The organism is Aurantiacibacter spongiae (assembly GCF_003815535.1).
Classification (GTDB): domain Bacteria; phylum Pseudomonadota; class Alphaproteobacteria; order Sphingomonadales; family Sphingomonadaceae; genus Alteraurantiacibacter; species Alteraurantiacibacter spongiae.
The window spans coordinates 2,451,340-2,475,537 of the sequence record NZ_RPFZ01000001.1 but is presented as its reverse complement, the minus strand read 5'-3'; the positions used below and the strand labels follow the sequence as shown (position 1 = coordinate 2,475,537).

At 63.6% G+C, this 24,198-nt stretch carries 16 protein-coding genes; 5 read left to right on the top strand and 11 right to left on the bottom strand.

The features are described 5' to 3' along the window. Positions 1 to 142: 142 nt before the first annotated feature. From EG799_RS12065 to EG799_RS12050, 4 genes are all read right to left on the bottom strand, one after another. A complete protein-coding gene (locus EG799_RS12065; protein ID WP_267900648.1) occupies positions 143 to 727 on the bottom strand; it encodes a DUF4402 domain-containing protein in 585 nt (194 codons plus the stop codon). Positions 728 to 837: 110 nt separating this feature from the next. Beyond that, complete coding sequence (locus tag EG799_RS12060; RefSeq protein ID WP_123883099.1) at positions 838 to 2,058, bottom strand: spinster family MFS transporter; 1,221 nt, start codon at positions 2,056 to 2,058, stop codon at positions 838 to 840. Between the two features lie 59 nt (positions 2,059 to 2,117). Continuing rightward, complete coding sequence (locus tag EG799_RS12055) at positions 2,118 to 2,975, bottom strand: alpha/beta fold hydrolase (protein WP_123881548.1); 858 nt, start codon at positions 2,973 to 2,975, stop codon at positions 2,118 to 2,120. Positions 2,976 to 3,014: 39 nt separating this feature from the next. Then, positions 3,015 to 5,426, bottom strand: a complete 2,412-nt coding sequence (locus tag EG799_RS12050) for a TonB-dependent receptor (protein ID WP_123881545.1) — start codon at positions 5,424 to 5,426, stop codon at positions 3,015 to 3,017. A 76-nt stretch (positions 5,427 to 5,502) separates the two neighbouring features. Between EG799_RS12050 and EG799_RS12045 the strand changes: the two genes are divergently transcribed. From EG799_RS12045 to metH, 5 genes are read left to right on the top strand one after another with little or no spacing between them, the layout of a single operon-like run. Beyond that, complete coding sequence (locus EG799_RS12045) at positions 5,503 to 6,123, top strand: TetR/AcrR family transcriptional regulator (protein ID WP_407641231.1); 621 nt, start codon at positions 5,503 to 5,505, stop codon at positions 6,121 to 6,123. A 56-nt stretch (positions 6,124 to 6,179) separates the two neighbouring features. Continuing rightward, entirely contained in the window at positions 6,180 to 7,172 is a 993-nt protein-coding gene (locus EG799_RS12040) for an ArsR/SmtB family transcription factor (RefSeq protein WP_123881539.1), read from the top strand. Further along, positions 7,169 to 8,098 (top strand): methylenetetrahydrofolate reductase [NAD(P)H], encoded by a 930-nt coding sequence (gene metF / locus EG799_RS12035; protein WP_123881536.1) that lies wholly within the window; start codon positions 7,169 to 7,171, stop codon positions 8,096 to 8,098. Before EG799_RS12040 ends, metF begins: the two co-directional genes overlap by 4 nt. Further along, entirely contained in the window at positions 8,095 to 9,141 is a 1,047-nt protein-coding gene (locus tag EG799_RS12030; RefSeq protein WP_123881533.1) for a homocysteine S-methyltransferase family protein, read from the top strand. The genes metF and EG799_RS12030 overlap by 4 nt, the downstream gene beginning before the upstream one ends. Then, entirely contained in the window at positions 9,141 to 11,774 is a 2,634-nt protein-coding gene (gene metH / locus EG799_RS12025; RefSeq protein ID WP_123881529.1) for a methionine synthase, read from the top strand. Before EG799_RS12030 ends, metH begins: the two co-directional genes overlap by 1 nt. On the opposite strand, the gene EG799_RS12020 is transcribed toward metH, so the two are convergent. From EG799_RS12020 to EG799_RS11990, 7 genes are all read right to left on the bottom strand, one after another. Further along, positions 11,775 to 13,262: a tryptophan halogenase family protein gene (locus EG799_RS12020; RefSeq protein WP_123881526.1), complete on the bottom strand. Its 1,488-nt coding sequence runs from the start codon at positions 13,260 to 13,262 to the stop codon at positions 11,775 to 11,777. Next, positions 13,259 to 15,301: a glycoside hydrolase family 97 protein gene (locus EG799_RS12015; RefSeq protein WP_123881523.1), complete on the bottom strand. Its 2,043-nt coding sequence runs from the start codon at positions 15,299 to 15,301 to the stop codon at positions 13,259 to 13,261. The genes EG799_RS12020 and EG799_RS12015 overlap by 4 nt, the downstream gene beginning before the upstream one ends. Before the next feature lie 3 nt (positions 15,302 to 15,304). Further along, complete coding sequence (locus tag EG799_RS12010; RefSeq protein WP_123881520.1) at positions 15,305 to 16,897, bottom strand: alpha-glucosidase; 1,593 nt, start codon at positions 16,895 to 16,897, stop codon at positions 15,305 to 15,307. Then, positions 16,894 to 18,711 (bottom strand): alpha-amylase family glycosyl hydrolase, encoded by a 1,818-nt coding sequence (locus EG799_RS12005; RefSeq protein ID WP_123883097.1) that lies wholly within the window; start codon positions 18,709 to 18,711, stop codon positions 16,894 to 16,896. The genes EG799_RS12010 and EG799_RS12005 overlap by 4 nt, the downstream gene beginning before the upstream one ends. 23 nt (positions 18,712 to 18,734) lie before the next feature. Beyond that, positions 18,735 to 20,249, bottom strand: coding sequence for a tryptophan halogenase family protein (locus tag EG799_RS12000; protein ID WP_123881517.1), 1,515 nt, complete (start codon positions 20,247 to 20,249; stop codon positions 18,735 to 18,737). 120 nt (positions 20,250 to 20,369) lie between these two features. After that, positions 20,370 to 23,219, bottom strand: coding sequence for a TonB-dependent receptor (locus tag EG799_RS11995; protein WP_123881514.1), 2,850 nt, complete (start codon positions 23,217 to 23,219; stop codon positions 20,370 to 20,372). Positions 23,220 to 23,427: 208 nt separating this feature from the next. Continuing rightward, entirely contained in the window at positions 23,428 to 24,120 is a 693-nt protein-coding gene (locus EG799_RS11990) for a DUF6445 family protein (RefSeq protein ID WP_123881511.1), read from the bottom strand. Positions 24,121 to 24,198 lie beyond the last annotated feature (78 nt).

Sequence of the window (24,198 nt, the reverse complement as noted above, 5' to 3'; positions counted from 1 at the left end):
TGATCGAACCCTGCCCCGAGAAAGTTCGGAGCCCACCAGGCGCGGCCCTGGCCGTCACCCGGACGGCGTTAGGTATTAGCCCCTACTGGTTAACGCATTACTAGGGGGGAACACCGAAAATGCGGCGCAAACGCTGGCCCAATCAGTTGCGTCGTTGCCGTTCGGCGGAAATCACAGCCGCGTCGATCGGGATCGGCACGACGATTTCCGCCCCGCCGAACTGGCGGCTGACGTGCAGCGTTCCGCCGACATTGAAACTGCGCGAACAGATGCGGGTACGGCAATTGGAAAGTGTCAACCGGATGGCCTGTCCCGGTTGCACGCGCAGATAGCCGGGAATATCGGTGTCGTAGCCGGAAAGCCGGCCCTCCACACCGCGAACGCGGACCGCCTGGGCAGGTGAAAGCACGAGCTCGAGTTCGATATCGAGTACGTGATTGCTCTCGTTTCCGCGATCGTAGCTGATGGTGAAATGGGCAGGTCCCGTACGCGACCCCTCTATCGGCACGACGGCCAGATCGCTGACATCGCCGCTGGGGCTGACCGAGCGCGATCCGCTGCCGAAAATCATGAATGCGCCGAAACGCAATTGACTGTCGGGTACGATACGGATTTCCGGAACGTCGGCCCTCGCGGGCGCAACCGGAGGCAGAGCCGAGCCAGCGAAGATTACCGCTCCGAATGCTCCGGCATTCGCCAGAACACGGCTAAAGCTGCGTTTGCGCATCATGGGTCAACGGTGCCATCGATAGCCAAGTATCTCTAGCCTACGGCTTTACCGGGGTAATCGGCAAGATTTCGTTAAGGACGATCGCGGATGCGTCTTGCCGGAGCAGCCTAGCGTTCTTCTACCCAATCCCGTCGCAAACTGCGTCCGGCAAGCGCCATCAGCAGTGCGGAAATACCGTAGAGCAACAGCGAATAAAGCATAGAATAGCGCAAGGATTCGTCGCCGTATATCGGCACCAGGGTCTCTGAAAACGCCCCCAGGGCGTAAATTCCGCCGCCCAGTCCGATCAGGTTGTTGATGAGGAGGAACAGTGAGGATGCGGTTGCGCGGGCCGGTGGGACCACCAGATGCTGCACCGCGGACAAGACCGGGCCGAGCCAGACATAAGCAAGCGCCTGCGGAACCAGGAACAGGAGGAAGGCGACGGTCGCATCATCAGTCAGGATGCCGGCCGCAAACAACGGTGCGCCGACGAAATAGCCGATGCCCGGCAGCCAGCTGTAGAAGGCGCGGTCACGGCTCCCCAGACGGTCGGCCAGGATACCGCCCGCCATGACGCCGACCACTCCGCCGAGCAGCAAAAGCCCGCCGAAGAATTGCGAGGCCTGCACCAGATCGAAGCCGAAGCTGCGAACCAGCAGGCTCGGGAGCCAGAAGGCGATGCCGTAGCCCAGCATCGAACCGATGGCCGCCCCGAAGGAGAGCAACCAGAACGACCGTTTTCCCGCGAGTAGTCGCGCCGTCTCGAGAAAGGTGGGCGCGTCGATTTCCTGCATTCGGTCGCCTGCGCCAACCGGCGCCCGGTCCCGCACAAGCAGTTTGAACAGCGGCGTGATGACGATGCCGATCACGCCCACGGTGAAGAACGCGGCCCTCCAGTCGACGGTTGCGGCTATGTATCCGCCCAGGACGACACCCGCAGCGGACCCCAAAGGAATGCCAAGCGAATAGACCGAAAGCGCGGTGGCGCGCTGCTTGCTGGGAAAATAGTCCCCGATCAGCGCATAGGACGGCGCAACGCCCCCCGCCTCGCCGATCCCAACGCCCAGCCGAGCGAGGAAAATATGCCAGAACCCTTGGGCCAGTCCGCACAGAGCGGTAAATCCGCTCCACGCCGCCAGCGACACGGTGATGACCCAGCTGCGACTGGTTCGGTCGGCCAGAGCCGCAAGCGGAACCGCCATGGTGGAATAGAGCAGCGCGAATGCCACCCCGCCAAGCAGCCCCATCTCCGCATCATCGAGTTCCAGTTCGGCCTGGATTGGTGCCGCGAGGATGGAAAGAATCTGTCGGTCGACGAAATTGAAGACATAGACGAGCAGCAGCATTCCCAGCACGACATTGCGGTTGGGATCGCGATGCGAGACACCGGTTGCCGCGCCCGTCGTCACGACCAGTATTCGCCGAGAAAGGTAAGAATCGCTTTCACCGCCTCCGGCTCGTCGAGCACCGGCGCATGGCCCACACGGGGAACCTCCACGCTCGAGAACGGACCTGCATGGCGCTCCTCCATCTGTCGAAGCGTCGCCGTCGAGAACAAATCGGACAGCGCGCCGCGCACTACAAGCACGGGCGTATCGGCCATCTTTTCCCACAAGGGCCAGAGATCGGGCTGTGCCTCCCCTTCGACTTCGGCGAAACCTTCGGCAATCGCCGGATCGTAGGCGAATTTGATCGCACCGTCCTCTCGTTCCCGGCATACGCGGCGCGCGAAGGCCATCCAGTCTTTGTCGGTCGCATCGGGGAATGCGTAGCCATTGATGGACGCCACCGCCTCGCACGCTTCATTCCAGTTCGCCATGGTGGCGCTGCCGCCGACATATCCGGCGATGCGGGACAACCCTTCGGCCTCGAGCACCGGGCCGACATCGTTCAGCACGACCGGGCCGATGGTTTCGGGCTTCATAGCTTGCATCAGCATGGCTATCAGCCCGCCCATCGACGTGCCGATCAGGGCGGCACGTTCGATTTTCAGTTCCGCGAGGAGGGCAAACATGTCCGCCGCATAAACGGGCGGACGATAATTCGTCGGGTCGGGATCGAACCCGGACAGCCCGCGCCCGCGCTGATCGGGCACGATCAGTCGGTAATCGCTCGCCAGATGCGTTGCCAGGGGCGCGAAATCGGCGCTGTTGCGCGTCAATCCATGCATGAGGAGGATCGGCGGCCCATCGCCCCCGTAGTCGCGAGCGTGCAGATCGAGCCTGCCGCAGGAACTGCGGTAGCGATGGGTCGCATAGGTCATCGGTCCGGCCTCCCTGACCGTGGTTCGTCTGTCCGGCAATCAGAATTCGAAGCTGGCAGTGACGAAGACCTGCCGCGGAGCACCGTAGAACGCGGTCAACGTCCCTTCGGTCCCGAGCGAGGGGACCGGCAAGCCGTTGGCGCCCGTCGCCAGTTCGCCCGTCACCGGATCGGCTACCACGAAGGTATAGCCCGACGTCTTGTATCGCTCGTCGGTCAGGTTCTTGCCATGAACACCCAGGCTCCACCGGCCGCTCGCCCCTGTGTAGACGATGCTGGCGTCGAGCAGCGCATAGCCATCCTGATCGAGATAGGGATTGGGGATCTCGAACTGGTTGACCGAACTGCGATAGGAGACGGTGCTGCCCAGATACAGGTCACCGGCGCCAACCGGGGTGGTATAGGCCAGCGTGGCGCTGCCGCTCCATTCCGGTGTATTCTGGACCTCGCGGAAGTCCGAAACATCGGTCGGCACGCCGCCGATATTGGCAACGTATTCCTTATATTCGGCGTCGATCCAGCCAAGCGAGCCGAGGAGGCGCAGATCGTCCCCGCTCGACAGCATATCGCGCCCGAGCCGGGCGTTCGTCTCGAATTCGAGACCCTTGATCTCGACCTTGCCGGCATTGGTCACGATGCCGCAGAAGGTGGCGATGCCACCGACATTGCAGGCAGCCGATCCGGGAATCTGCACATCGGTATAATCGGCGTAGAAGCCGGCGAGCGCGATATAGAGCGCGTCGTTCAACAGACTGCCCTTGTACCCCACCTCGTAGCTGTCGACCGTTTCCGGGGCAAAGCTCAGGAAATCCGCAACCTCCGCATCGGTAGGCATTCCGGGCGTGGCGGCCGGCGCATTGACCCCCACTCCGCGCGGATCGAAACCGCCACCCTTGAAGCCCTGCGAATAGCTTGCGTAGATGTTGTGATCCGGCGTCGGCTGAAAGCTGATCGATACGCGCGGAGTGAACTTGTCAAAGTTCTCATCACCCTGGAAATCCGTGCTCGGCGTGCCGAACGGAACACCCGCCCCGCCGAAGGTCGGTGATCCCCCGCCGAGATAATTCTGACGGAAGATGTCGGCGCTGCGTTCGTCCCAGGTGTAGCGGCCGCCGAGCGACAGGCTGATCCTGTCGGTCAGGTCGTAGGTCGCATCGGCGAAGACGGCGAAGGTTTCGGTATCGACGTTTGCCTGCGTGAACGCGGTCAGGCCGGCGAAAGTCGTGAAGATGCGGACGTCGAACTGGGTGTCGGCACGCGCGTCGAGGTAGTATCCTCCGAGCAACGCGGTGAAGCGGCCGCCATTGTCGAAAAGCAGTTGCAGCTCCTGACTGACCTGCTCGTTGATGTAGATGGCGGGTACGTCCACATCGACGGCGGGCAGCGCGTCGAAATCAATGGGCGAGGCGCTGTCGTCGTAGCGGTATCCGGTGATCGAGCGGAAGGTCAGCGCATCGCTGAGGTCGAAGCTGGCGTTGATGGCAAAGCCGTAGGCTTCAACGTCCTGCTTCGGATCGTTCAGCGCCCCGCGCGAGTCATACACGTCGTCCAGTACCGGAGCGCCGGACGCCGCCCCCGGAATCAGGCGGTGCCCCCCTCGCGGGTTGCTGCGATCATGCGTGTAGTCGCCAGAGATGCGGATCGAATACGGCTCCCCGTAATCGCCCAGCTCCAGCGTTGCACGGGCGGCCCAGATGTCCTTGTTGTAGTTTTCGAGACCCGTCGTGAGGTTCTCTCCGAACCCGCCGCGGGATAGCCGGGCAACTGAAGCGCCGGCACGCACCACGTCCGCGATCGGGGCCGAAACCGAAAAGATGCCGTCGGCCCGGTCGTAATTGCCGAATGTGCCGCGCACCTTCAGCGAGAAATCCTGGGGCAGCAGGCGGGTCACGTACTTCACCGCGCCGCCGATGGTGTTGCGCCCGTAAAGCGTACCCTGCGGCCCGCGCAGCACCTCTATTCTCTCGACGTCGTAGATGTCGAGGACGGCGGCTTGCGGCCGGTTAAGGTAAACATCGTCGAGATATATGCCCACGCCCTGTTCGAAACCGGATACCGGATCCTGTTGGCCGATCCCGCGGATGAACGCGGTCAGGGTGGAGTTCGTACCGCGGGATTCCTCCAGCGTGGTATTGGGGGTGATCTGTGCGATATCGGTGATGTCGATCGCACCGCGCCGCTCGAGCGCCTCGCCATCGAACGAAGAGACGGCGATCGGAACGTCCACCAGTCGCTCTTCCCGCCGGCGGGCGGTGACGATGATGGCATCCTGGGTATCATCATCGGTGTATCCGTCGACTTCAGGTGTCGAAGTGGAAACCTCTTCCTGCGTCTGCGCAGCGGCGGGCGCGGCGCAGAACGCGGAAATGAAGGCGATGACGGCGGCGGAGTGCCGCAGGCGGGCTTTGTTCACTGGTTCTCTCCCTGACGAACTTTGACGTCCTTGTCGCATTCCATATTGAAACCTGAACCAGCTTTCAACTTCAATCTTTGCCACGTGTCGGAAAACGCGGTAGCGCTGCGATTCTATGGCACCCCCCGCCCCGCCTATGTCGGCATCCGACAAACGACCGCGAACCGCACGCGGCCGGGCGACGATGCGCCGCCTGCTGGATGCGGCCGCGCTGGAATTCGGAGAGAAGGGTTTCCACGACACCTCGATCAGCGGCATCACCGCCCGGGCCGGCACCGCACTCGGGAATTTTTACAATTACTTCGGTTCCAAGGAAGAACTGTTCCGGGCGCTGGTACAGGACATGAGCGCCCGCGTCGGGGAGCGCGCGCGCGGAGCGTTGTCGCCCGGGCTGGGTGCGCTGGAAACCGAGCGGGCGGCGCTTCTCGCCTTCCTAGGCTTCGCCAGCGAGCACCAGGAAATCTATCGAATCATCGATGAAGCGGAATTCATCGATCCCGCAAGCTTCCGACTGCATTACGAGACGACGGCAAACCGCATCGCCGAACGCCTCAGGGCCGGTGAGGACGCCGGGGAATTGCGTCGCGGCATGAGCGACGTTCATGCCTGGGCGATCATGGGAATGAACGTGTTTCTCGGGCTGCGCTACGCGGTCTGGGCGAATGGCGAAGACCTGGAGCAGGTGACCGAAGCGGCGAACGCGATGATAAGCGAAGGCATCCGCAGCAAAAGCTGATATTCGCATATAAAGATATTGCTATATGCGAAATTGCGGCCTAGTAATTGCCCACGATGCGGACCGAAACCGTCATACGCGCGCTCGACGATCTCACCCGGCTCCGTATCATGCGGTTGCTGTCGCACATGGATCTCGCAGTAGGCGAAGTCGCACAGGTGCTCGGACAAAGTCAGCCCCGGGTCTCCCGTCACATCTCCATCTTGTGCGATTGCGGTCTGGTAGAAAGACGGCGCGAGGGTAGCTGGACGTTCCTGCGAAACACCCTGCCACCGACCTCCGGTTCGGGTTTCGACGCGGCCGTGGCCGGATTGCTGTGTTCTGCTGAAGACAACGATGCGGAATTTGCTGCCCGCTGCGCGGAGGACCGCCGCCACCTGTCCGCCATCCGCTCCACGCGCGAGAAGAACGCCGCCGAATATTTCGCGCGTCACGCCGACGAGTGGGACAGGCTGAGCACCCTGCTGTGTCCGGGCGAACAAGTCGAGGCTCGGCTGTCCGAGGCGCTCGAGGATGCACCGCTCGGACGACTTCTCGATATCGGGACGGGAACGGGGAGGATCGCCCACCTTCTTGCGAATTCCACCGAACACATCGTCGGGCTTGATCGCAGCCCGGAAATGCTGCGCGTGGCCCGTTCCCGTCTGCAAGCGCTGCCCTCTGGCGAGTGGGAGCTCATTCAGGCCGATTTCGGCGCCCTGCCGTTCGCCGATGCCAGCTTCGACACCGTCGTGATGCATCAGGTGCTTCACTACGCCTCCGAACCTGCCCTTCCCGTGGCAGAGGCGGCCCGTGTCTGCCGCCCTGGCGGTCGTATCGCCGTGGTCGATCTCGACGCGCACGAACGCGAGGAATTGCGAGAACAGCACGCGCACGCCCGGTTAGGGTTCACCGATGAACAGATTGCGGACTGGTTCCGCGCGAGCGGACTCGAGCCGAGGCGTCCCATAGCGATGCCCGGTCAGGGTCTGACCACGAAAATCTGGATCGCGTACCGCGCGGCGGAAAACGGGCGGTCCCATTCCCACGCGACAGGAGCCGCCGTTTGACCCAGCCAGACCCAGGCACGCGCCTTGCCGATGCGCCGTCACGCTTTGCCGGCCTTCCCGGCGACATTGCGGTATCGTTCGAGTTCTTCCCGCCCAAGGGGGACAAGGGCGACGAACAACTGCAACGCACGGTCGAGCGGCTCGCACCTTACGAACCCGATTTCGTCTCGGTAACCTATGGAGCGGGCGGCTCGACCCGTGCAGGGACGATCACCGCGCTGGAAAGGATCGTCGGATCCACGTCGGTGCCGGTTGCAGGCCATCTGACATGTGTGGGCGCATCGAAGGTCGAAGTGAACGAGGTGGCCGAACGCTACCGCGCCATGGGGGTTACTCACATCGTCGCGCTGCGCGGCGATGCCAGTCCTCCCGGAACGCCCTACAGCCCCCATGCACAGGGGTATCGCGGCGCAGCCGAACTGGTGGAAGCGCTGGCGCGAACCGGCCATTTCGATATTTCCGTCGCCGCCTACCCGGAGGCGCATCCCGAATCCCCCAGCGTCGAGGACGATATCGCCAATCTCAGGCGCAAGGTCGATGCCGGAGCCAACCGCGCCCTGACGCAATTCTTCTTCGAACCGGAAACGTTCCTGCGCTTCCGCGATCGTGCCGTGGCCGCGGGAATCGACGTGCCGATCATTCCCGGCGTCCTTCCGATCACGAATTTCAAGCAGACCTGCAAGTTCGCGGGGATATGCGGCGCGACCATCCCCGACTGGATGGCCAATGCCTTCGACGGGCTGGACGACGAACCCGCCATCCGCAACCTTGTCGCTGCAACTCTTGCGGCGGAATTCTGCGGCAAACTTTACGAGGAAGGCGTGCGCGACTTCCATTTCTACACCTTGAACCGCGCCGACTTGAGCTACGCGATCTGCCATCTGCTCGGCCTCCGCGAGAAAGCACGGGAGCCGGTAGCGGCATGAGCAGACGCGATGAATTCGAGCGGGCGGCGCGCGAACGCGTGCTGGTTTTCGACGGTGCGTTCGGGACGGAGATCCAGCGGCGCCGGCTGACGGCGGAGGACTTCGCCGGCGATTTGGATCTTGCGCGGGATCAGGCAGGGAACAACGATATTCTCGCCCTGTCACGCCCCGATGTCATCGGTGCGATTACGCGCGATTATCTTAATGCCGGTGCGGATATGGTTTCGACCAACACCTTTTCCGCCAACCGTATCAGTCAGACTGACTACGCGGCGGAAGACCTTGTGCCGCAGATCAACCGCGCCTCGGCCGAGATAGCCCGAGCCGCCGCCGATGAATTCGCCGCGCGCGACGGCAGACCGCGCTTCGTCGCCGGCGCGATCGGACCGACGAACAAGACCCTCTCGCTTTCGCCAAGGGTCGAGGATCCCGGTTTTCGCGAGATCGATTTCGATTATCTTTCCGACGTTTACCGCGAGCAGGCTGCAGCATTGCTGGACGGCGGCGCGGACTTCGTCCTGGTTGAGACAATCTTCGATACGCTGAACGCGAAATCCGCAATCCACGCCGTCCGCCAATTGGCGCGAGAGCGGGATGAAGACATTCCGATCATCCTCTCGCTCACGCTGACGGACCTGTCGGGCCGCAATCTTTCGGGGCATACCGTCGAGGCGTTCTGGCATTCCATCCGCCATGCCGATCCGCTGGCCGTGGGACTCAATTGCTCGTTCGGCGCGGAACAGCTGCGGCCTCATGTGCAGTTGTTGAGCCGCATCGCCGATACCCTCTTGCTGACTTACCCCAATGCGGGTCTTCCCAACGAACTGGGCGAATACGACGAACAGCCGCAAACCACCGCCGCCGCCCTTCGCGAATGGGCTGAAGCCGGTCACACCAACATCGTCGGCGGCTGTTGCGGATCGACGCCTGCCCACATTGCCGCGATTGCCCGGGCCGTGGACACGATCGCGCCGCGCAGGCCGGCCCGCGGGGATCACGACATGCGGCTCGCCGGTCTCGAGCCCTTTACGGTGCCAGGCTGATGCCCGTCGATTTGAAGGACGATACCGACATCGATAGAACGACCGACATCGCCCGCTTCGTCAATATCGGCGAGCGTACCAACGTCACCGGTTCCGCGCGGTTCAAGAAACTGATTCTCGACGGCGACTATCCGGCCGCGCTCGAGGTCGCGCGCCAGCAGGTCGAGAATGGCGCGCAGATCATCGACATCAACATGGACGAAGGCCTGCTCGACGCGGAGGAGGCGATGACCACTTTCCTCAAGCTGATCGCGGCCGAACCCGATATCGCGCGGGTTCCGATCATGATTGATTCGAGCCGCTGGAACGTCATCGAGGCGGGGCTGAAATGCGTGCCGGGCAAGCCGGTGGTCAATTCAATCAGTCTGAAGGAAGGCGAGCAGCAGTTCCTTCAACAGGCGCGCACCTGTCTGGATTTCGGCGCCGCGGTCGTCGTCATGGCGTTCGACGAGAAAGGCCAGGCCGACACGAAGGATCGCAAGGTCGAGATCTGTGCCAGGGCCTACGACCTGCTCACCGGCATCGGCTTTCCGCCGGAAGACATAATCTTCGATCCGAACATCTTCGCGGTCGCAACAGGCATGGAGGAACACGACCGCTACGGCCTGGACTTCATAGAGGCGGTGAGCGAGATCAAGGCCCGCTGTCCGCATGTCCATATCAGCGGCGGCCTGTCGAACCTGTCATTCAGCTTTCGCGGTAACGAGACCGTGCGCCGGGCCATGCATTCGGTATTCCTCTACCACGCCATTCCGGCGGGGATGGACATGGCCATCGTCAATGCCGGCCAGCTCGACGTCTACGACACGATCGATCCCGAACTGCGCGAGGCATGCGAGGACGTCATTCTCGATCGCCGAGATGGCGCGACCGAGCGCTTGATAGAACTGGCCGAACGCTACCGCGGGGACGGCAGGCGAACCGAGACGACAAGCGCGGAATGGCGCGGCTGGCCGGTCGCGAAGCGACTCGAACATGCGCTGGTCAAGGGCATCGATACGCATATCGTCGACGATACCGAGGAGATGCGCGCCGCTACGCAGCATGCCGGTGGACGCCCGATCGAGGTCATCGAAGGCCCCTTGATGGACGGCATGAACGTTGTCGGCGACCTGTTTGGGAGCGGCAAGATGTTTCTTCCGCAGGTGGTCAAATCCGCACGCGTCATGAAAAAGGCCGTCGCCCATCTTATCCCCTACATCGAGGCGGAAAAGGACGAGGGCGCGCGCGCCAAGGGCAAGATCGTGATGGCCACGGTAAAGGGCGACGTGCACGATATCGGCAAGAACATCGTAGGCGTCGTACTGCAATGCAACGGGTACGAGGTGATCGATCTGGGCGTGATGACGCCGTGGACGAAGATCATCGAAACCGCGCAAAAGGAAGGTGCCGACATCATCGGTCTGTCAGGACTCATCACCCCCTCGCTCGACGAAATGGTGACGGTGGCAGAGGAAATGCAGCGCGCGAACCTTGCCATTCCGCTGCTGATAGGCGGAGCGACCACCAGCAAGGTCCATACCGCCCTGCGGATCGATCCCGCCTTCGACGGGCCGGTCATTCACGTTCTCGACGCCAGCCGCGCGGTGGGCGTTGCGAGCCAGTTGCTCAGCGACACGCAACGCGATGGCTTCGTGGAGAAGACTGCCGACGAATACGATCAGGTCCGCATCAAGCGCGCGAACAAGGGCAAGTCAGAGGTGCTCTCGCTAGCGGAAGCGCGCGCCAATGCGTTTCAGGCCGATTTCGCCAAGAAGCCCGCGGCCCCCGCTCAGCCCGGCCTGCATGTCTATGACGGCTGGAGCATCGCCGAACTGGTCGACTACATCGACTGGACGCCGTTCTTTCGCGCCTGGGAGCTTGCCGGCACCTACCCCGCCCTTCTGGATGACGGGATCATCGGGGAAAGCGCGCGCAGCCTGCATGACGATGCCCAGGCGATGCTGAAACAGCTCGTGGAAGAAAATTGGCTGACGGCCAAGGGGGTCTGCGGGCTATGGGCTTGCCGACAGGATGGCGACGACGTTCTGCTCGAGGACGGCACCCGCCTCCCCATGCTGCGCCAGCAGGTTGGCAAGAGCCGCGACCGGGCGAATTACTGCCTTTCCGATTTCGTCGATCCGGCCGGCGACTGGATCGGCGGCTTTGCCGTCGCCATCCACGGCATCGAACCGCATTTGGCGCGCTTCAGGGACGACCACGACGATTATTCGGATATCCTGCTCAAGGCGCTCGCGGACCGACTGGCGGAAGCCTTCGCGGAACGGCTGCACCAGCATGTTCGCACGACGCTGTGGGGATATGCCCCGCGAGAATGTCTGGACAACGCGGCGCTCATTCGAGAACGTTATGACGGTATCCGCCCCGCCCCCGGCTATCCCGCATGCCCCGACCATAGCCTGAAGCCGATCCTGTTCGATCTGCTCGGCGCGCAGGAGAACGCGGGGCTGGAATTGACCGAGAGCCAGGCCATGCTGCCGACCGCGGCGGTGTCGGGCATGTATTTCGGCCATCCCGACAGCCAGTATTTCGGCGTGGCTCGCATCGGCCGCGATCAGCTTGAGGATTACGCCCGACGGCGCGGCGTCGGCGTGGAGATCGCCGAGCGGTGGCTGCGCCCCAATCTCGACTGATCACCGGGTTGCCGGGGCGAAGTTGCGGGTGCAGGCGGTGAGCATGTCCGTTATCGCCTGCGGATCGGCGGCGCTGCCTGGCGGCGGCAGACCCTGCGCTTTCTCGCGCGGTGGAAAGGTGCCGTATCCCGCGAACAGCGCCAGCCAGCTCATTGCGGGATAGGGCGGTTCGGCATAGGTTTCGCGATTGACCGATGCGATGTCGCGGTGAGTGAACCATGCGGTCATCATCGTCTTGAGATTGTCGGAGAGAGCCGCGTTCGCGGCGTTCTCCCTCCAGTAGGCGGTATCGCTGCGCTGGTTCATCCGGTAATGAGCTACGATATAGTCGCGGATGCCGTCATACCGCATCGCGGTCCTGGCGTTGAAAGCATCGCGGTTTCGCGGACCGAAGCCGCCCTCTTCGTAGCTTCGCGCGAAATCGAGGGCCGTGGCGATGACGATATGCAGGGCGGTCGCCTCCAGCGGCTCGATGAAGCCCTGGGCCAGACCCGTCGCGAGACAGTTTTGCTGCCAGCTTTCCTCCAGCCGCCCGACCTTCATGCGCACGATGCGCGCATCTACGTCGGCGCCGGCATCGATCGCGGAACGCAATTCCGCCTCGGCGTCCTCGTCGCTGATATGGCGCGAGGAATAGACATAACCGTTGCCGGCCCGCGTCGTCAGGGGGATGCGCCAGCGCCAGCCCGCGCGCATGGCGACACTGTCGGTCTGCGGGTGGCAATCCCGGTTTGCCATCGTCTGCATCACGACGGCTCGGTCGTTGAACAGATTGTCTGAAAAGCTGATATACCGCGCGCCAAGCGCACCTTGCGCGATCATGGCGCGAAAACCCGAACAATCGACGAAGATATCGCCATCGATGCGGATGCCGTCTTCGCATAGCAGGGCCGCGACGCTCCCGTCTGCGGCCATCTCGACATCGTCTACCGTTCGGGACAGGTGATCGACTCCGCGCCTCACCCCCCAGTCACGCAGGAAAGCGCCGAGCCTGTAGGCGTCAAAATGGTAGCCGTAGCTGGGTGCGAAGGGGAACGTATCGGATGCGCGCGGCCCCTTCCCCTCCATCGCCAGCCGGGCGGCGAGGAAATAGTCGTCGGGCAGGGCGGAGATTGCGAAACCGCGTCGTGCGAGCGCGCAATTGCGCGCAAAGGCCGGTTCGGTATGAAGGTCCACAGGCCCGGGAAACGGATGGAAATAGGTCTGAAAGCCCGGCCGCTCGCTCCAGCCCGTAAAGCGGATACCCAGCTTGAAGGTGGCGTCGCACGCTGCCATCCATTCGGCTTCCGCGATGCCGAGATGGTCGAACATCGCTTTCAGCTGGGGCGTCGAACCTTCGCCTACCCCGACGATGCCGATATCCGGGCTTTCGACCACAGTCACCCGTCCGCCCCGTTCGTGCCAGGCGCGGTGCAGCAGGCAGGCGGTGATCCACCCGGCGCTGCCGCCCCCCAAGACAACGACGTGCGGAGGGCGGCGCTCGCTCACTCGACCGGTTGCAGACGGATCGCCAGCCCGCCGCCCGGGGCCAGTCGAAAGCTGTGCTCGTCCCCCGCCCGCACCTCGAAGTCATCGTAGGCGATGGAGTGGCGCGCTTCGGTAAGGTAGGTGGCATCCTCGCCGTCTTTCCATACGCTGGCGCGATAGGTCTTGCCGGGGTCGAGGAATGCGAAGTCGAGCGTGACCTGGCGCTCGGTGGCGTCGTTCACCCCGCCTGCATACCAGTCCTGGGAATTGCGATCCTTGCGGGCGAAGATGGCGTAGTCCCCCACCTCCCCCGCGATCAGATGGCTTTCCGCCCAGTCGGTGGGTACGGCGCGAATGAATTCCAGTTCGCGCGGATGATCGGCGAGGCTCTCGATGAAGTCGGCCGCCATCTGGATCGGCGAGTAGATCGCCAGATACAGTCCCAGCTGCTTCGCAAGCGTCGAGGCCAACGGCACGTCGTTATCGCCTTTCAGCGACAGGATCCCGGGAGTGTAGTCCATCGGGCCGGACAGCATCCGGGTATAGACGAGCGTCGGTTCGTGGTCGGGTCCGTTGTTGAACGGTCCCCAGGCGTTGTATTCCTGCCCGCGAGCACCCTCGCGAGCGACCCAGTTGGGATAGGTGCGGCGAAGCCCTGTATCCTTCACCGGCTCGTGCGGATTGACGGCGATGCGATTCCTCGCCGCCTCCTCGACCACGCGCAGATGATGCTGAACCTGCCGCTGGCCATCGTGCCATTCCATGACCTGCCCTTCGCACGGCGCCGCGATGTCGGCATTGCAACTGATGATGGATCCTGCGTCAGCCACGTAGCCGGTCTTGACCACGTCGACGCCGAGCCTACCGTAAAGCGCCATCGCATCGGCCAGTTGCGCTTCGTAATTCGCGATGTTGCCGCCCGTCTCGTGATGGCCGATCAGATGCACTCCCTTGGACCGGGCGTAATCCGTCACTTCCTCGATATCGAAATCGGGATAGGCCTCGGTGAAGCTGAAGTCGCGTCCGTTGCCGAACCAGGTTCCATCCCAACCCTGGTCCCAACCCTCGACCAGCACGCCGCGAAAGCCGTTTTCCGCCGCGAAGTCGATATAGTCCTTCGTCCGTTCGGTCGTGGCACCGTGGCGCGGCCCCTGTGCCCATGTCCAGCGGTTCGAAATCATGCCCCACCAGATGCCGATATATTTGCCGGGTTCGAACCAGCTGACATCGCCAAGCTTGTTCGGCTCGTTGAGATTGAGCTCGAGGTCGTTCTCGACCAGCCCGGCGGCATCGTCGGCGATCCTTACGGTGCGCCAGGGCGTGGTGAAGGCGCCGCTGCGAACGACCTTGGCTCCGCGACTGGAGGGTGCGAGCGTCGCCCGGAAGCGGCGCTCGTCCATGCGTTGCAACCACATGCCGGAATAGTCGACCAGCGCCGCTTCGTGGATCGAGAGATGGGTTCCGACGCCGAGCCGGAAGGTGATCGGCGTATGCGCTACGCTGACCGCCTCGATGGGGGTGTTCTTGTAAAGATATTCGTAGCGGTTCCAGTCGCCGGCCTGGATCCACCACGCCTCGCCCTCGGGGGCGATGGTGAATTCGGTCAGCTCCTCGGCGATGCGCGTTTCGGGATGAGCGGGCTGTGCGGGCAGTTCGTAGCGAAACCCGACCCCGTCATCGAAAACCCGCATCCGCACGGTGAACTGGCGCGCGGCATCGTCCTGCTGGCGGAACGTGGCGGCGAGCTCGTTATGGCGGTCGGTGACGAATTGCCGCTCTCCCCAAGGCTGCTCCCAAGTGGTATCGGCGCTGTCGGTTTCCTCGGCCACGATCGCGAAGTTGCGCCGCAGGGGATCTTCGTTCTCCAGGTTGAAACCGAGCGCGGACGGAGCGATCAGGACTTCGCCATCGCGAGTGACGGACCAGATCGGCTTGCCCTCCCCATCCACGTCGAGCGTGGCCTCGATACGCCCATCGGGCGATAAGACGGTGCCGGCGAGAACCGCGTGCGAGGTGCCCAGCGTGAGAGCGGTGACGAGGGCGGCAGTGGCTAGGCGCATGGTTCAAATCTCCAGAATGAGCGCACCGAAAGGCGGCAATATGCGAGTGTCGGCCCCGTTCACGCCGGCAAGGATCCGTCCCTGCGCATCGTTCAACGTGACAGGGTTGCTACCCATGTTGAACAGACACCGCACCCGCTGACCATCGCCCGCGCGCGTCAGGTCGAGCAGCGTTTCCCCGGCCCTGCAGTTCGCGACGGAACCGCGGTGGAGCGCGGGGTTGTTGTTGCGCAATTGCAGGGCAGCGCGGGTGTGGTGTAGCAGCGAAGCCGGATCGCCCTCTTGCGTATCGACGGCGCGCCGGTGATTGTCCTCGCCCAGCGGAAGCCAGGGCTCACCGCTCCCGAAGCCACCGCAATTGCTGCGCGCTTCCCACGGCATCGGCGTGCGCGCACCGTCGCGGCTGAGCGTGAGGGGCCAGTTGGCGATGGCCTCCGGATCGTGGAGCTGGTCGAAGGGTATGTCGACCTGCGTCAACCCCAGCTCCTCCCCCTGATAGAGGATGATGTTGCCCCGCAGGCAGGCCAAAAGCAGCATCTTCATTCGCGCAAAGGCATCGCGATGGGCGGGGGCGCACCAGCGTGACAGGGCGCGAGGCGCATCGTGGTTCTCGAACGCCCAGCTCGGCCAACCCATGCCGGTCTCGTCCGGCCAGTGGGACAGGGCTTCGCACACCAGTTGCGGGGTGAGGGCCTCGGCGTAGAGAAAGTCGAACCCATAGGCGGAATTGAGGTGGCTTTCTCCCGCGGTAAACGCCTTCATCTCCGCATCGGCATCATCCCCGCCTACCTCGGCGACGGTGAAGATCGCCTGATAGCGGTCGGTCAGGCGGCGGATGCGTTTAACGAAGGCCGGAATGTCGGCGTGTGACTGATTGTAGATGCGCCGCTGGAAATCGAACGGTCGGGTGCGCTGCCGCCCGTTCGGCGGAGCGGGCGGATTGTCGCGCAGCATGGGATCGTGCATCGCGAAGTTGAGCGCATCGATACGAAAGCCGTCGACGCCGCGATCCAGCCAGAAGCGCATGACATCCAGCACTGCGTCCTGCACCGCGGCCTGGTGCAGATTGAGCTGTGGCTGGCAGGCGAGGAAGTTGTGCAGGTAATACTGCCCCCGCCGCGCATCCCAGGTCCAGGCCGGCCCGCCGAACACCGACTGCCAGTTCGAAGGTGGAGAACCGTCCGGCTTGGCATCGGCCCACACATACCAGTCCGCCTTGGCGTTATCGCGGCTCGAACGGCTTTGCGTGAACCATTCGTGCTCGTCGGACGTATGCGAATAGACCTGGTCGATCAACACCTTCAGGCCCAGCTCGTGCGCCCTCCCCACCATCGCGTCGAAATCGGCAAGCGATCCGAACAGTGGATCCACGTCCCGGTAATCGGCGACGTCATATCCGAAGTCCTTCATCGGCGAACGGAAGAAGGGCGACACCCAGATTGCGTCCACGCCGAGCTTCGCCACATGGTCCAGCCGCCGAGTGATGCCAGGCAGATCGCCCACCCCGTCGCCGTCGCTGTCCATGAAACTGCGCGGATAGATCTGGTAGATCGTCGCGCCTTTCCACCAGGGGAGAGCATCGTCGGCTCCGCTCATCGCGCGCTCTCGCTTACGCGGCATACCGCCCAGCCGAATGCGGGCAGCGAAAATGCCGCGCTGCCCGGAGCGCTGACCCTGTCGGGACACGCCCCCGCCAGCGCCTCGAAGGTTCTCGCGTCGTAGTCCAGCCAGATATTCGCTGCACGCGGCGATGCCGCCGTGTTGAACACGGCCAGATATTCTGTTCCGTCCTCGGGATCGAACCGGCTCACGGCGAACAGGCCGGGTTCCTGCTCGTAGTGGCGGACCTGCTGCCCGCCCCGGGTGAAGGCGGAATGCGCGCGCCTGATCGCGCTGAACCGGGCAATCAGGCGATAGAGGGGATGAGTCTCGTCGAAATTGGACTGCACGGTCGTCGCGTCCGTACCAAGGAGGTCATTGTCGTTATAGACTGCCGTTCGACTGGGAAACATGTCCTCGCGTGCCAGTTGATCGCCCCCATCTCCCACGAAACCCTGTTCGTCCCCGTAATAGATCACCGGGCTGCCGCGAAGCGTCAGCATCATGGCGTGGCCAAGCATCGTTCGCGCCAGCAATTCCTGCTGCGAGATGCCGGGCATATCTTCGCGGATCAGCGTCGCGAAACGGCCCATGTCATGATTGCCGAGGAATGTCGGCAGGGTTCGTGCGGTGTCTTCTCCGCCGTCATACAGCACGTCGCCATCGAAAAGCTGGGCCAGAACCACGGTCCCCGAGCCGCGCCCCAGCACATTTCGCATCGACGCCTGGAACGCGAAATCGAGCACGGCCGGCAATTTGTCGCGCCGGGTATATTCGGCGATGTAGCCGTTTTCCGGCACGTCCTTGTAGACCTCGCCGAACATGTGGAAGTTGACGATGCCCACGCGCTCTGCGCAGCCTTCCATCGCCGGCACGAAAGCGCGCCAGAAGCCGGGGTCGACGTGGCGCGCCGTATCGATGCGAAAGCCGTCCACGCGGGTATCGGAGATCCAGGTGCAGTAGATGTCCTGCATGCCGGCCCGCACGCGCGGATGTTCGGTGAAAAGGTCGTCCAGTCCGGAAAAATCGCCAAACCGGCTGTCTTCCCCGGTAAAGCTGCTGTTGCCCCGGTTGTGGTAATAGATCGGATCGTTGAGCCAGGCCGGTACCTTCACGGTGCGTTCGGCTTCCGGCACCATGGGGACATAGGCGTAGTCGGGGTTCACCAGCTTCGCGAAATTGGCTTCGCTCGAATCCGTGTCTCCGCCAAAGCCCGTGTTGATGGGTGGCCCGTCGGGCCCGCCCCGCGTGGAATAGGGATAGTCGCCGCGGCTGCGATACTCGTAATTGGTCTCGTCCCCATCCGCGTAGCGAATGACGTCGGCGGTGTGATTGGTGATGATGTCCATGTAGACCTTCATGCCGCGGGCATGAGCGGCATCGACAAACTGCGCGAACTCCTCCCTCGTCCCGAAATGGCTGTCGGGGCGGGTAAAGTCCGTGACCCAGTAACCGTGATAGCCGGCGCTCTCCTCGCCCGGCGGACCCTGCACGGCCTTGTTCTGGAAGATCGGCGCGAACCAGATCGCGGTAATGCCGAGGCGTTCGAGGTAATCGAGCCGGGATGTCAGACCCGCCATATCGCCGCCGTGAAAGAAACCTTGTGCGCCAGGATCGTATCCGGTCGACAGGCGATCCCCCGCAAGGCCGCCGGTATCGTTGACGCTATTCCCGTTTTCGAACCGATCGGGGAGGACGAAATAGACCACCTCCTCCGATGGTTCCCGCGCCAGATAGGCCGCGCCGGACGGGGTCGGCGAAGGCGTCGCATCGCGCATTGTCGCACAGCTCGCGAGCGCGGGAAGCAGCATGGCGGCAAGGCATCGCAATGCGCTCACGCGTCCACTCCCTGCCGCTCGGACCGTGCGATGCAATCGCGCAGGAAGTCGAGATGGCGCGGCATCGGCTTGACCTGCTCGATCAGCGCCCGTTCGGTTTCGCCGAGAAAGCGGCGAAGGTCGTCTTCGGGCATGGCGTCGGCCAGCCGATTGTATCCGCGCGCGGCGACGCCCTGCCCCACCAGCACCTGAAACCATCCGACGTCCGTGAACAGTTCCTCGTGCTCACGGTGAATGAAACCGGTGGCGCGCCACTGGTCGAGTTTGGCGGTCAGGGTATCGGGCGGGATCATGGTGCGAACCTGATCCCAGAAAGGCTGCCCCACACGGTCGTTCGCAGTGTAATGCAGGATGAGGAAATCGCGAATGCGCTCCCATTCGAACCGCGCCTGCTGGTTGAACCAGCCGACGATCGCCGGATCGGGCGCGGCGTGGGGCAGAACCGCGAGGAAGCGGCTGATGGCACTCTGCACGAGATGAATGCTGGTCGATTCGAGCGGCTCCATGAACCCCGCCGCCAGCCCCAGCGCGAGACAATTGCGGTTCCAGTGACGGCGGCGCGTGCCGGTAGTGAAGCGGATCGGACGCGGATCGGTCTGCGGCGCACCGTCGAGATTGGCCAGCAGCGTCTCGGCGGCTTCATCGTCGGACCACTGGGCGGAGCAGTAGACCAGTCCGTTGCCCAGCCGGTGCTGCAAGGGAATGCGCCACTGCCAACCCGCGGGTCGCGCGATCGAGCGGGTATAGGGGGTGAAATCACCGCCGCCCTCGCACGCCACGGCCAGCGCGCGGTCGCAGGGAAGCCAGTCGCTCCAATCCTCGAAGCCCGTTTCCAGTGCGCCTTCGATCAGCAGACCGCGAAAACCGGTGCAGTCGATGAAAAAATCGGCTTCGATCCGCCTGTCGCCGTCAAGTAGGAGCGCGGAGATATCCCCGCTCTGCCCGGCGCGTTCGACCTGTTCGATCCGTCCCTCGTACCTGGTCACGCCGCGCTCCTCGGCGAAGCGTCGCAGGTAACGCGCATATAAAGCGGCATCGAAATGGTAGGCGTAGGGCATCTCCTGCCCTCCCGCGGTTTTCCCGCGCTGCATCCGCATGGTGCGCCCCGCCAGTTCGTTGAGCGAGTAGCGCTGGAGTGGTTTGGCGAAGCCAAGCGCGTGCGCGCGCAACCAGTAGTGCTGGAACGGCAGCAGGCCCGCGCTCCGGCCGATATTGCCGAAAGCGTGCATGTACGCCGCTCCCTCGCGGAGCCAGCCGTCGAACTCGATGCCGAGCTTGATGCTCCCCTTCGTCTCGCGCAGGAACTCGGCCTCATCGAGCCCCAGCGCGCCGTTGAACAGGTGAATTTGCGGAATGGTCGCTTCACCCACGCCGACCGTACCGATCGCTTCGCTCTCGACCAGTTCGACCGTGTGGCCGCCGGGCAGAAAGCGGGCGAGCGCGGCGGCCGCCATCCAGCCGGCGGTTCCCCCGCCGGCGATGCAGTATCGGGTGATGGGCCTGTCGGTCATCGCGCTGTCCTTCCACGTCCTGCCCGCAACCATAGCGAAGCGGGTGAGCGGGGCGAGACAGGACCGGCGGGAAACCCCATTTTTTCAGGGAGGAGCAAGGCCTCCCGCCGGTCCGCCCTGTCAGAAGCGGTAGGACGCCCCGATCAGGTAGGTGCGACCGTAGCGCTCGTAATCGATGATCTGCTCCTCGTCGCCGTTCTGGAAGCTGATGAACGGTTCGTCCGTCAGGTTCAGCGCCTGGAGGGTTATGCCCAGCCCGTCGAGCGGGCCACTTTCCCAGCGGTAGCCGATCTGGGCGTCGAAGATCGATTCGGGGCGCGTCTCGCGGAAGGTCCGGCTGGCCGAAATGCCGATGAATTCGGCGAGAAATTCGGTTCGGTAGCGATGGCTGAGGCGCGCTTCGAAGCCTGAATTTTCATAGAAGACGGTCGAGTTGACCACCCATTTCGACAGGCCCGGCACGTCGGTATCGAACGGATCGCCGCTGGGCGGAGTGACCGTCAGGTTGCTGTCGGTGAAGGAAACGCTCGTCTGGAAGCCGAAGCCATCGAACGTGCTGGCCAGGACCGAGAGCGGCAGGGCGAGGCTCGCCTCGACCCCGAAGATGTGACCGGACGCGCCATTATCCGGCCCGCTCACGAAGCCCAGCGTCTGCCCGCCGCTGGCACGGAAAGCGTCAAGCTGTGCGCCGGTCAGCGAAGGTACCAGATAGCTGAAATCACGCAGGACCGAAGCATTCGGGTTCACGAAGTCATCGAGCCATTTGTAATAGGTCGCCAGCGCGATGTAGCCGTCGTTGGCGAAGTAGTGCTCGGCCGATAGGTCCACGCTGTCGGCGATGTAGGGCCGCAGTTCCGGATTGCCGCCGCCGCCGCTGAAGATCGACGCGAGCGAGCCTTGCGGCTGATTGCCGATGGAGGCGTTGGACGAGGCGTTGAGCTGGTCCATCCGGGGACGGGCCAGCGTGCGCGCCGCGCCGAGACGCACGATCGTGTCCGGTCCCACCTCGAAATTCAGCGTCGCACTGGGCAGGATATCCAGATAAGTGTCGCCGCCTTCGGTCGGGATGCGCGTCGCCCCGATGCCGCCGGGCGAACTGAAGCCGGTCGAGCTCTGATCGGTATGGACGAACTGCACACCGACATTGCCCGTTACCGGCATCCGCCCGAGCATCGCGTCGATGTCCAGCCGGGCATAGCCCGTGTAGACCTTCTCGTTCACCGTCCAGTCGCCCGGAAAGGGCAAATCCGAACTCTGCACGTCGGTCAGGACGTAGGTGCCGTCTTCCAGCAGAACGAAGGGATCGTAGGCGACCTGCGGCCCCAGCCCGAGGAAGCCGAGCGCCGCGGTCGGATCGAGCAGGGCGTCGTCCGGAATGGGCAGGCGGGTAACGGCACCCTGTCCGGCATAGACCGAAGGACCGCCGGCCAGGCTCAGGAAGTTCTGCGTGATATCGCGCGATTTCGTACGGTCGTCATAGGCGAAACCGAGTACCACCTGGCCGATGAAGGCATCGCGCACCGGGAAGGCGGCTTCGGCCTTCGCGGTCCACAACTCGTCTTCGGTCGCCGTGTCGTTGATGAAACCGGCCTGGACGATACCGTTCGCGCCCCACCCGCGCGGATCGGTGAGCTGGATGAGGTTGGTGTCGGAATAGTCGATCGTGTTCGAGAACTGGAATGGGAAGCCGCTCGACTGGCGGTTGTAGGTGACGGTATCGGATACCGAACCGCTCGCTGCATAACTGAGTCCGGAATAGCTCTCAATCTGCTGAAGCCGCCGATCCGCGCTCGAATAGGCCACGTCGAAATCGAGAAGCACCGCGTCGTTTTCGTACTTGGTGTTCCAGCCGATCGCGAAGGTCTCGGTATCCTTGCGGTCGAAGTCGTTGCGGACCACCGGTTGCACGCCGGCAAAGGTCGCACTCTGCGCGAACTGGCCCGGATCGCTCACTTCGGTCACGCGGTCGGTCGCGCCCCAACCGGGATTGAGCGGAAATTCGATGCCGCGTTGCGGAATCTTCTCGCGATAGTCCGCATAGAAGACATCGAGCGTGGTGTTGAGCGCCAGGCTCGGCTGCCATTCCAGCGTGCCGAATACCCCCAAGCGGTTGAGCTCGACCGATCGGGCGTAGGGCTTCATGCCGCCGAGCACGGTGGTTCCGGCGCTGCCGGCGGGGGCCACGCCGCCGGCCACGTCACCATCGGAAAGCTGCGGATAGCCCCATGAATTGAAGCGCTCCACCTGCGTCGGGCTGGACTGGTAGGCGACGCCCATCGCCACGCCGAGCGTATCGTCCGCAAACTGGTCGACATAGGTGCCCGTCGCACGCCAGCCCCAGCCATCGATATCGGGATTGAGCGAACCGTCCTCGTTGAATTCGAGGCGGCCACTGACATTGATGATCTGTTCGTTCTTCGCCAGCGGACGGATCGTGCGCAGGTCGACCGTGCCAGCCAGCCCCTGCCCGATGAGGCCGGCATAGGGTGTCTTGTAGACGACGCCGCTGTCGATCAGTTCGGACGGATACTGGTCATATTCCACGGCGCGGTTGTCACCGGAAGAGACAAGCTGGCGGCCGTTGAGCAGCGAGGTCGAATAATCGGGCCCCAGGCCGCGGATCGACAGGCTTTGCGCGCGTCCGTCGATACGCTGGACTGCGAGGCCCGGCAGCCGTCCCAGCGTCTCCGCGATGGAGATGTCGGGCAGCTTGCCGATGTCCTCGGCGCTGAACGCCTCGACGATGACCGATGCCTCGCGCTTGGTGTTTATCGCGGTTTCCAGCGCCTGGCGGAAACCGGTGACGACGATCGCCTCGCTCTGCGGATCGCCTGGATCATCTTCGGATACGGTGGTGTCGTTGGGGTCGATGGACGCCTCCTGCGCCAGCGTCGGCGCGGTCAGCGTCACCGTTGCGAGCACGAAGGCGGCGGTGCTGGTGCCGGCGCGAAGCATGGAGCGAGTTTTCATAAGGTCTGTCCCAATCCCGACCGGACGGGCACGCGGGCCTGGTTCCGGTACATCCTGTTCCCATCGGCGCCGGGGCCGATCGCTGTCGGTCCGGTGCGCCTGCCATACCGTGTGCGCCGGGTTTGCGGGGTTGGGAAGAAAGCATACGTATACACAAAGGTTGGCGCGCAACACCGATGTGACATTCGGGCAACGCCCCGCGGGCGTGTCAGGCGGACAGGAACAGGTTGAGTGTCAAACGCCCGCGGCGCGGGTCGGCGTCGGGCGCAAATCCTTCGGGCAGCGCGGCGCAATGCAAGGTGTTCCCGCGATAGGCGATCAGGCGGTTCGCGCGTCCCCGGACCGCGAATATACGGTCGAACAGGGCATTGCCTTCGCCGATATAACCGACCGGCAAGCCATGTTCGGCAACACCATCGCGCAGGGCCTTCTCGTAAGCGGCGAACCGATCGGCCGTGACGCTTTCGAAGCCGGTGGACCGCTGGCGATAGAAGCCGGTACCGTGCGTCTCGGTATCGCCCAGGTAGAGAAGCACGGCAATCCGGCCCCGTTCGGTTCCATCGAAATGCGGCAGACGCTGAATCGGCGCGAGATCTCCGCCCCCCTTGGTGACGACGGAAAGGAAGCATTCGGCGTAATGCGGCGCGCGATCGAGCGCGAAGATTTCTGTCAGCAGTGCCGTCAGGGGATCGGCGAGTGGCATGACCACCCTTTCGGAAACGGCCGCGCGGATTCCCGGATAGTGCGGTCCGATGGGTCGGAAGCTGTGCCTGGCAGCGATTCCCCGAACCAGGGACAGGTCCGCCAGCACGTCGTCGACCACGAGGACGGGTTGTTGCTCGCTGCCGAAGGTGCGCACATGGGTCCGCGCCCGATCGGAAAGGGCAAGAGGTGATGTCATGACGCTTGTCGCTGTATCCTTGCGGACACACTCGGCCCACCCCCTTTCGCCGTGGTTTTCTTATCGGCATGCATGGGG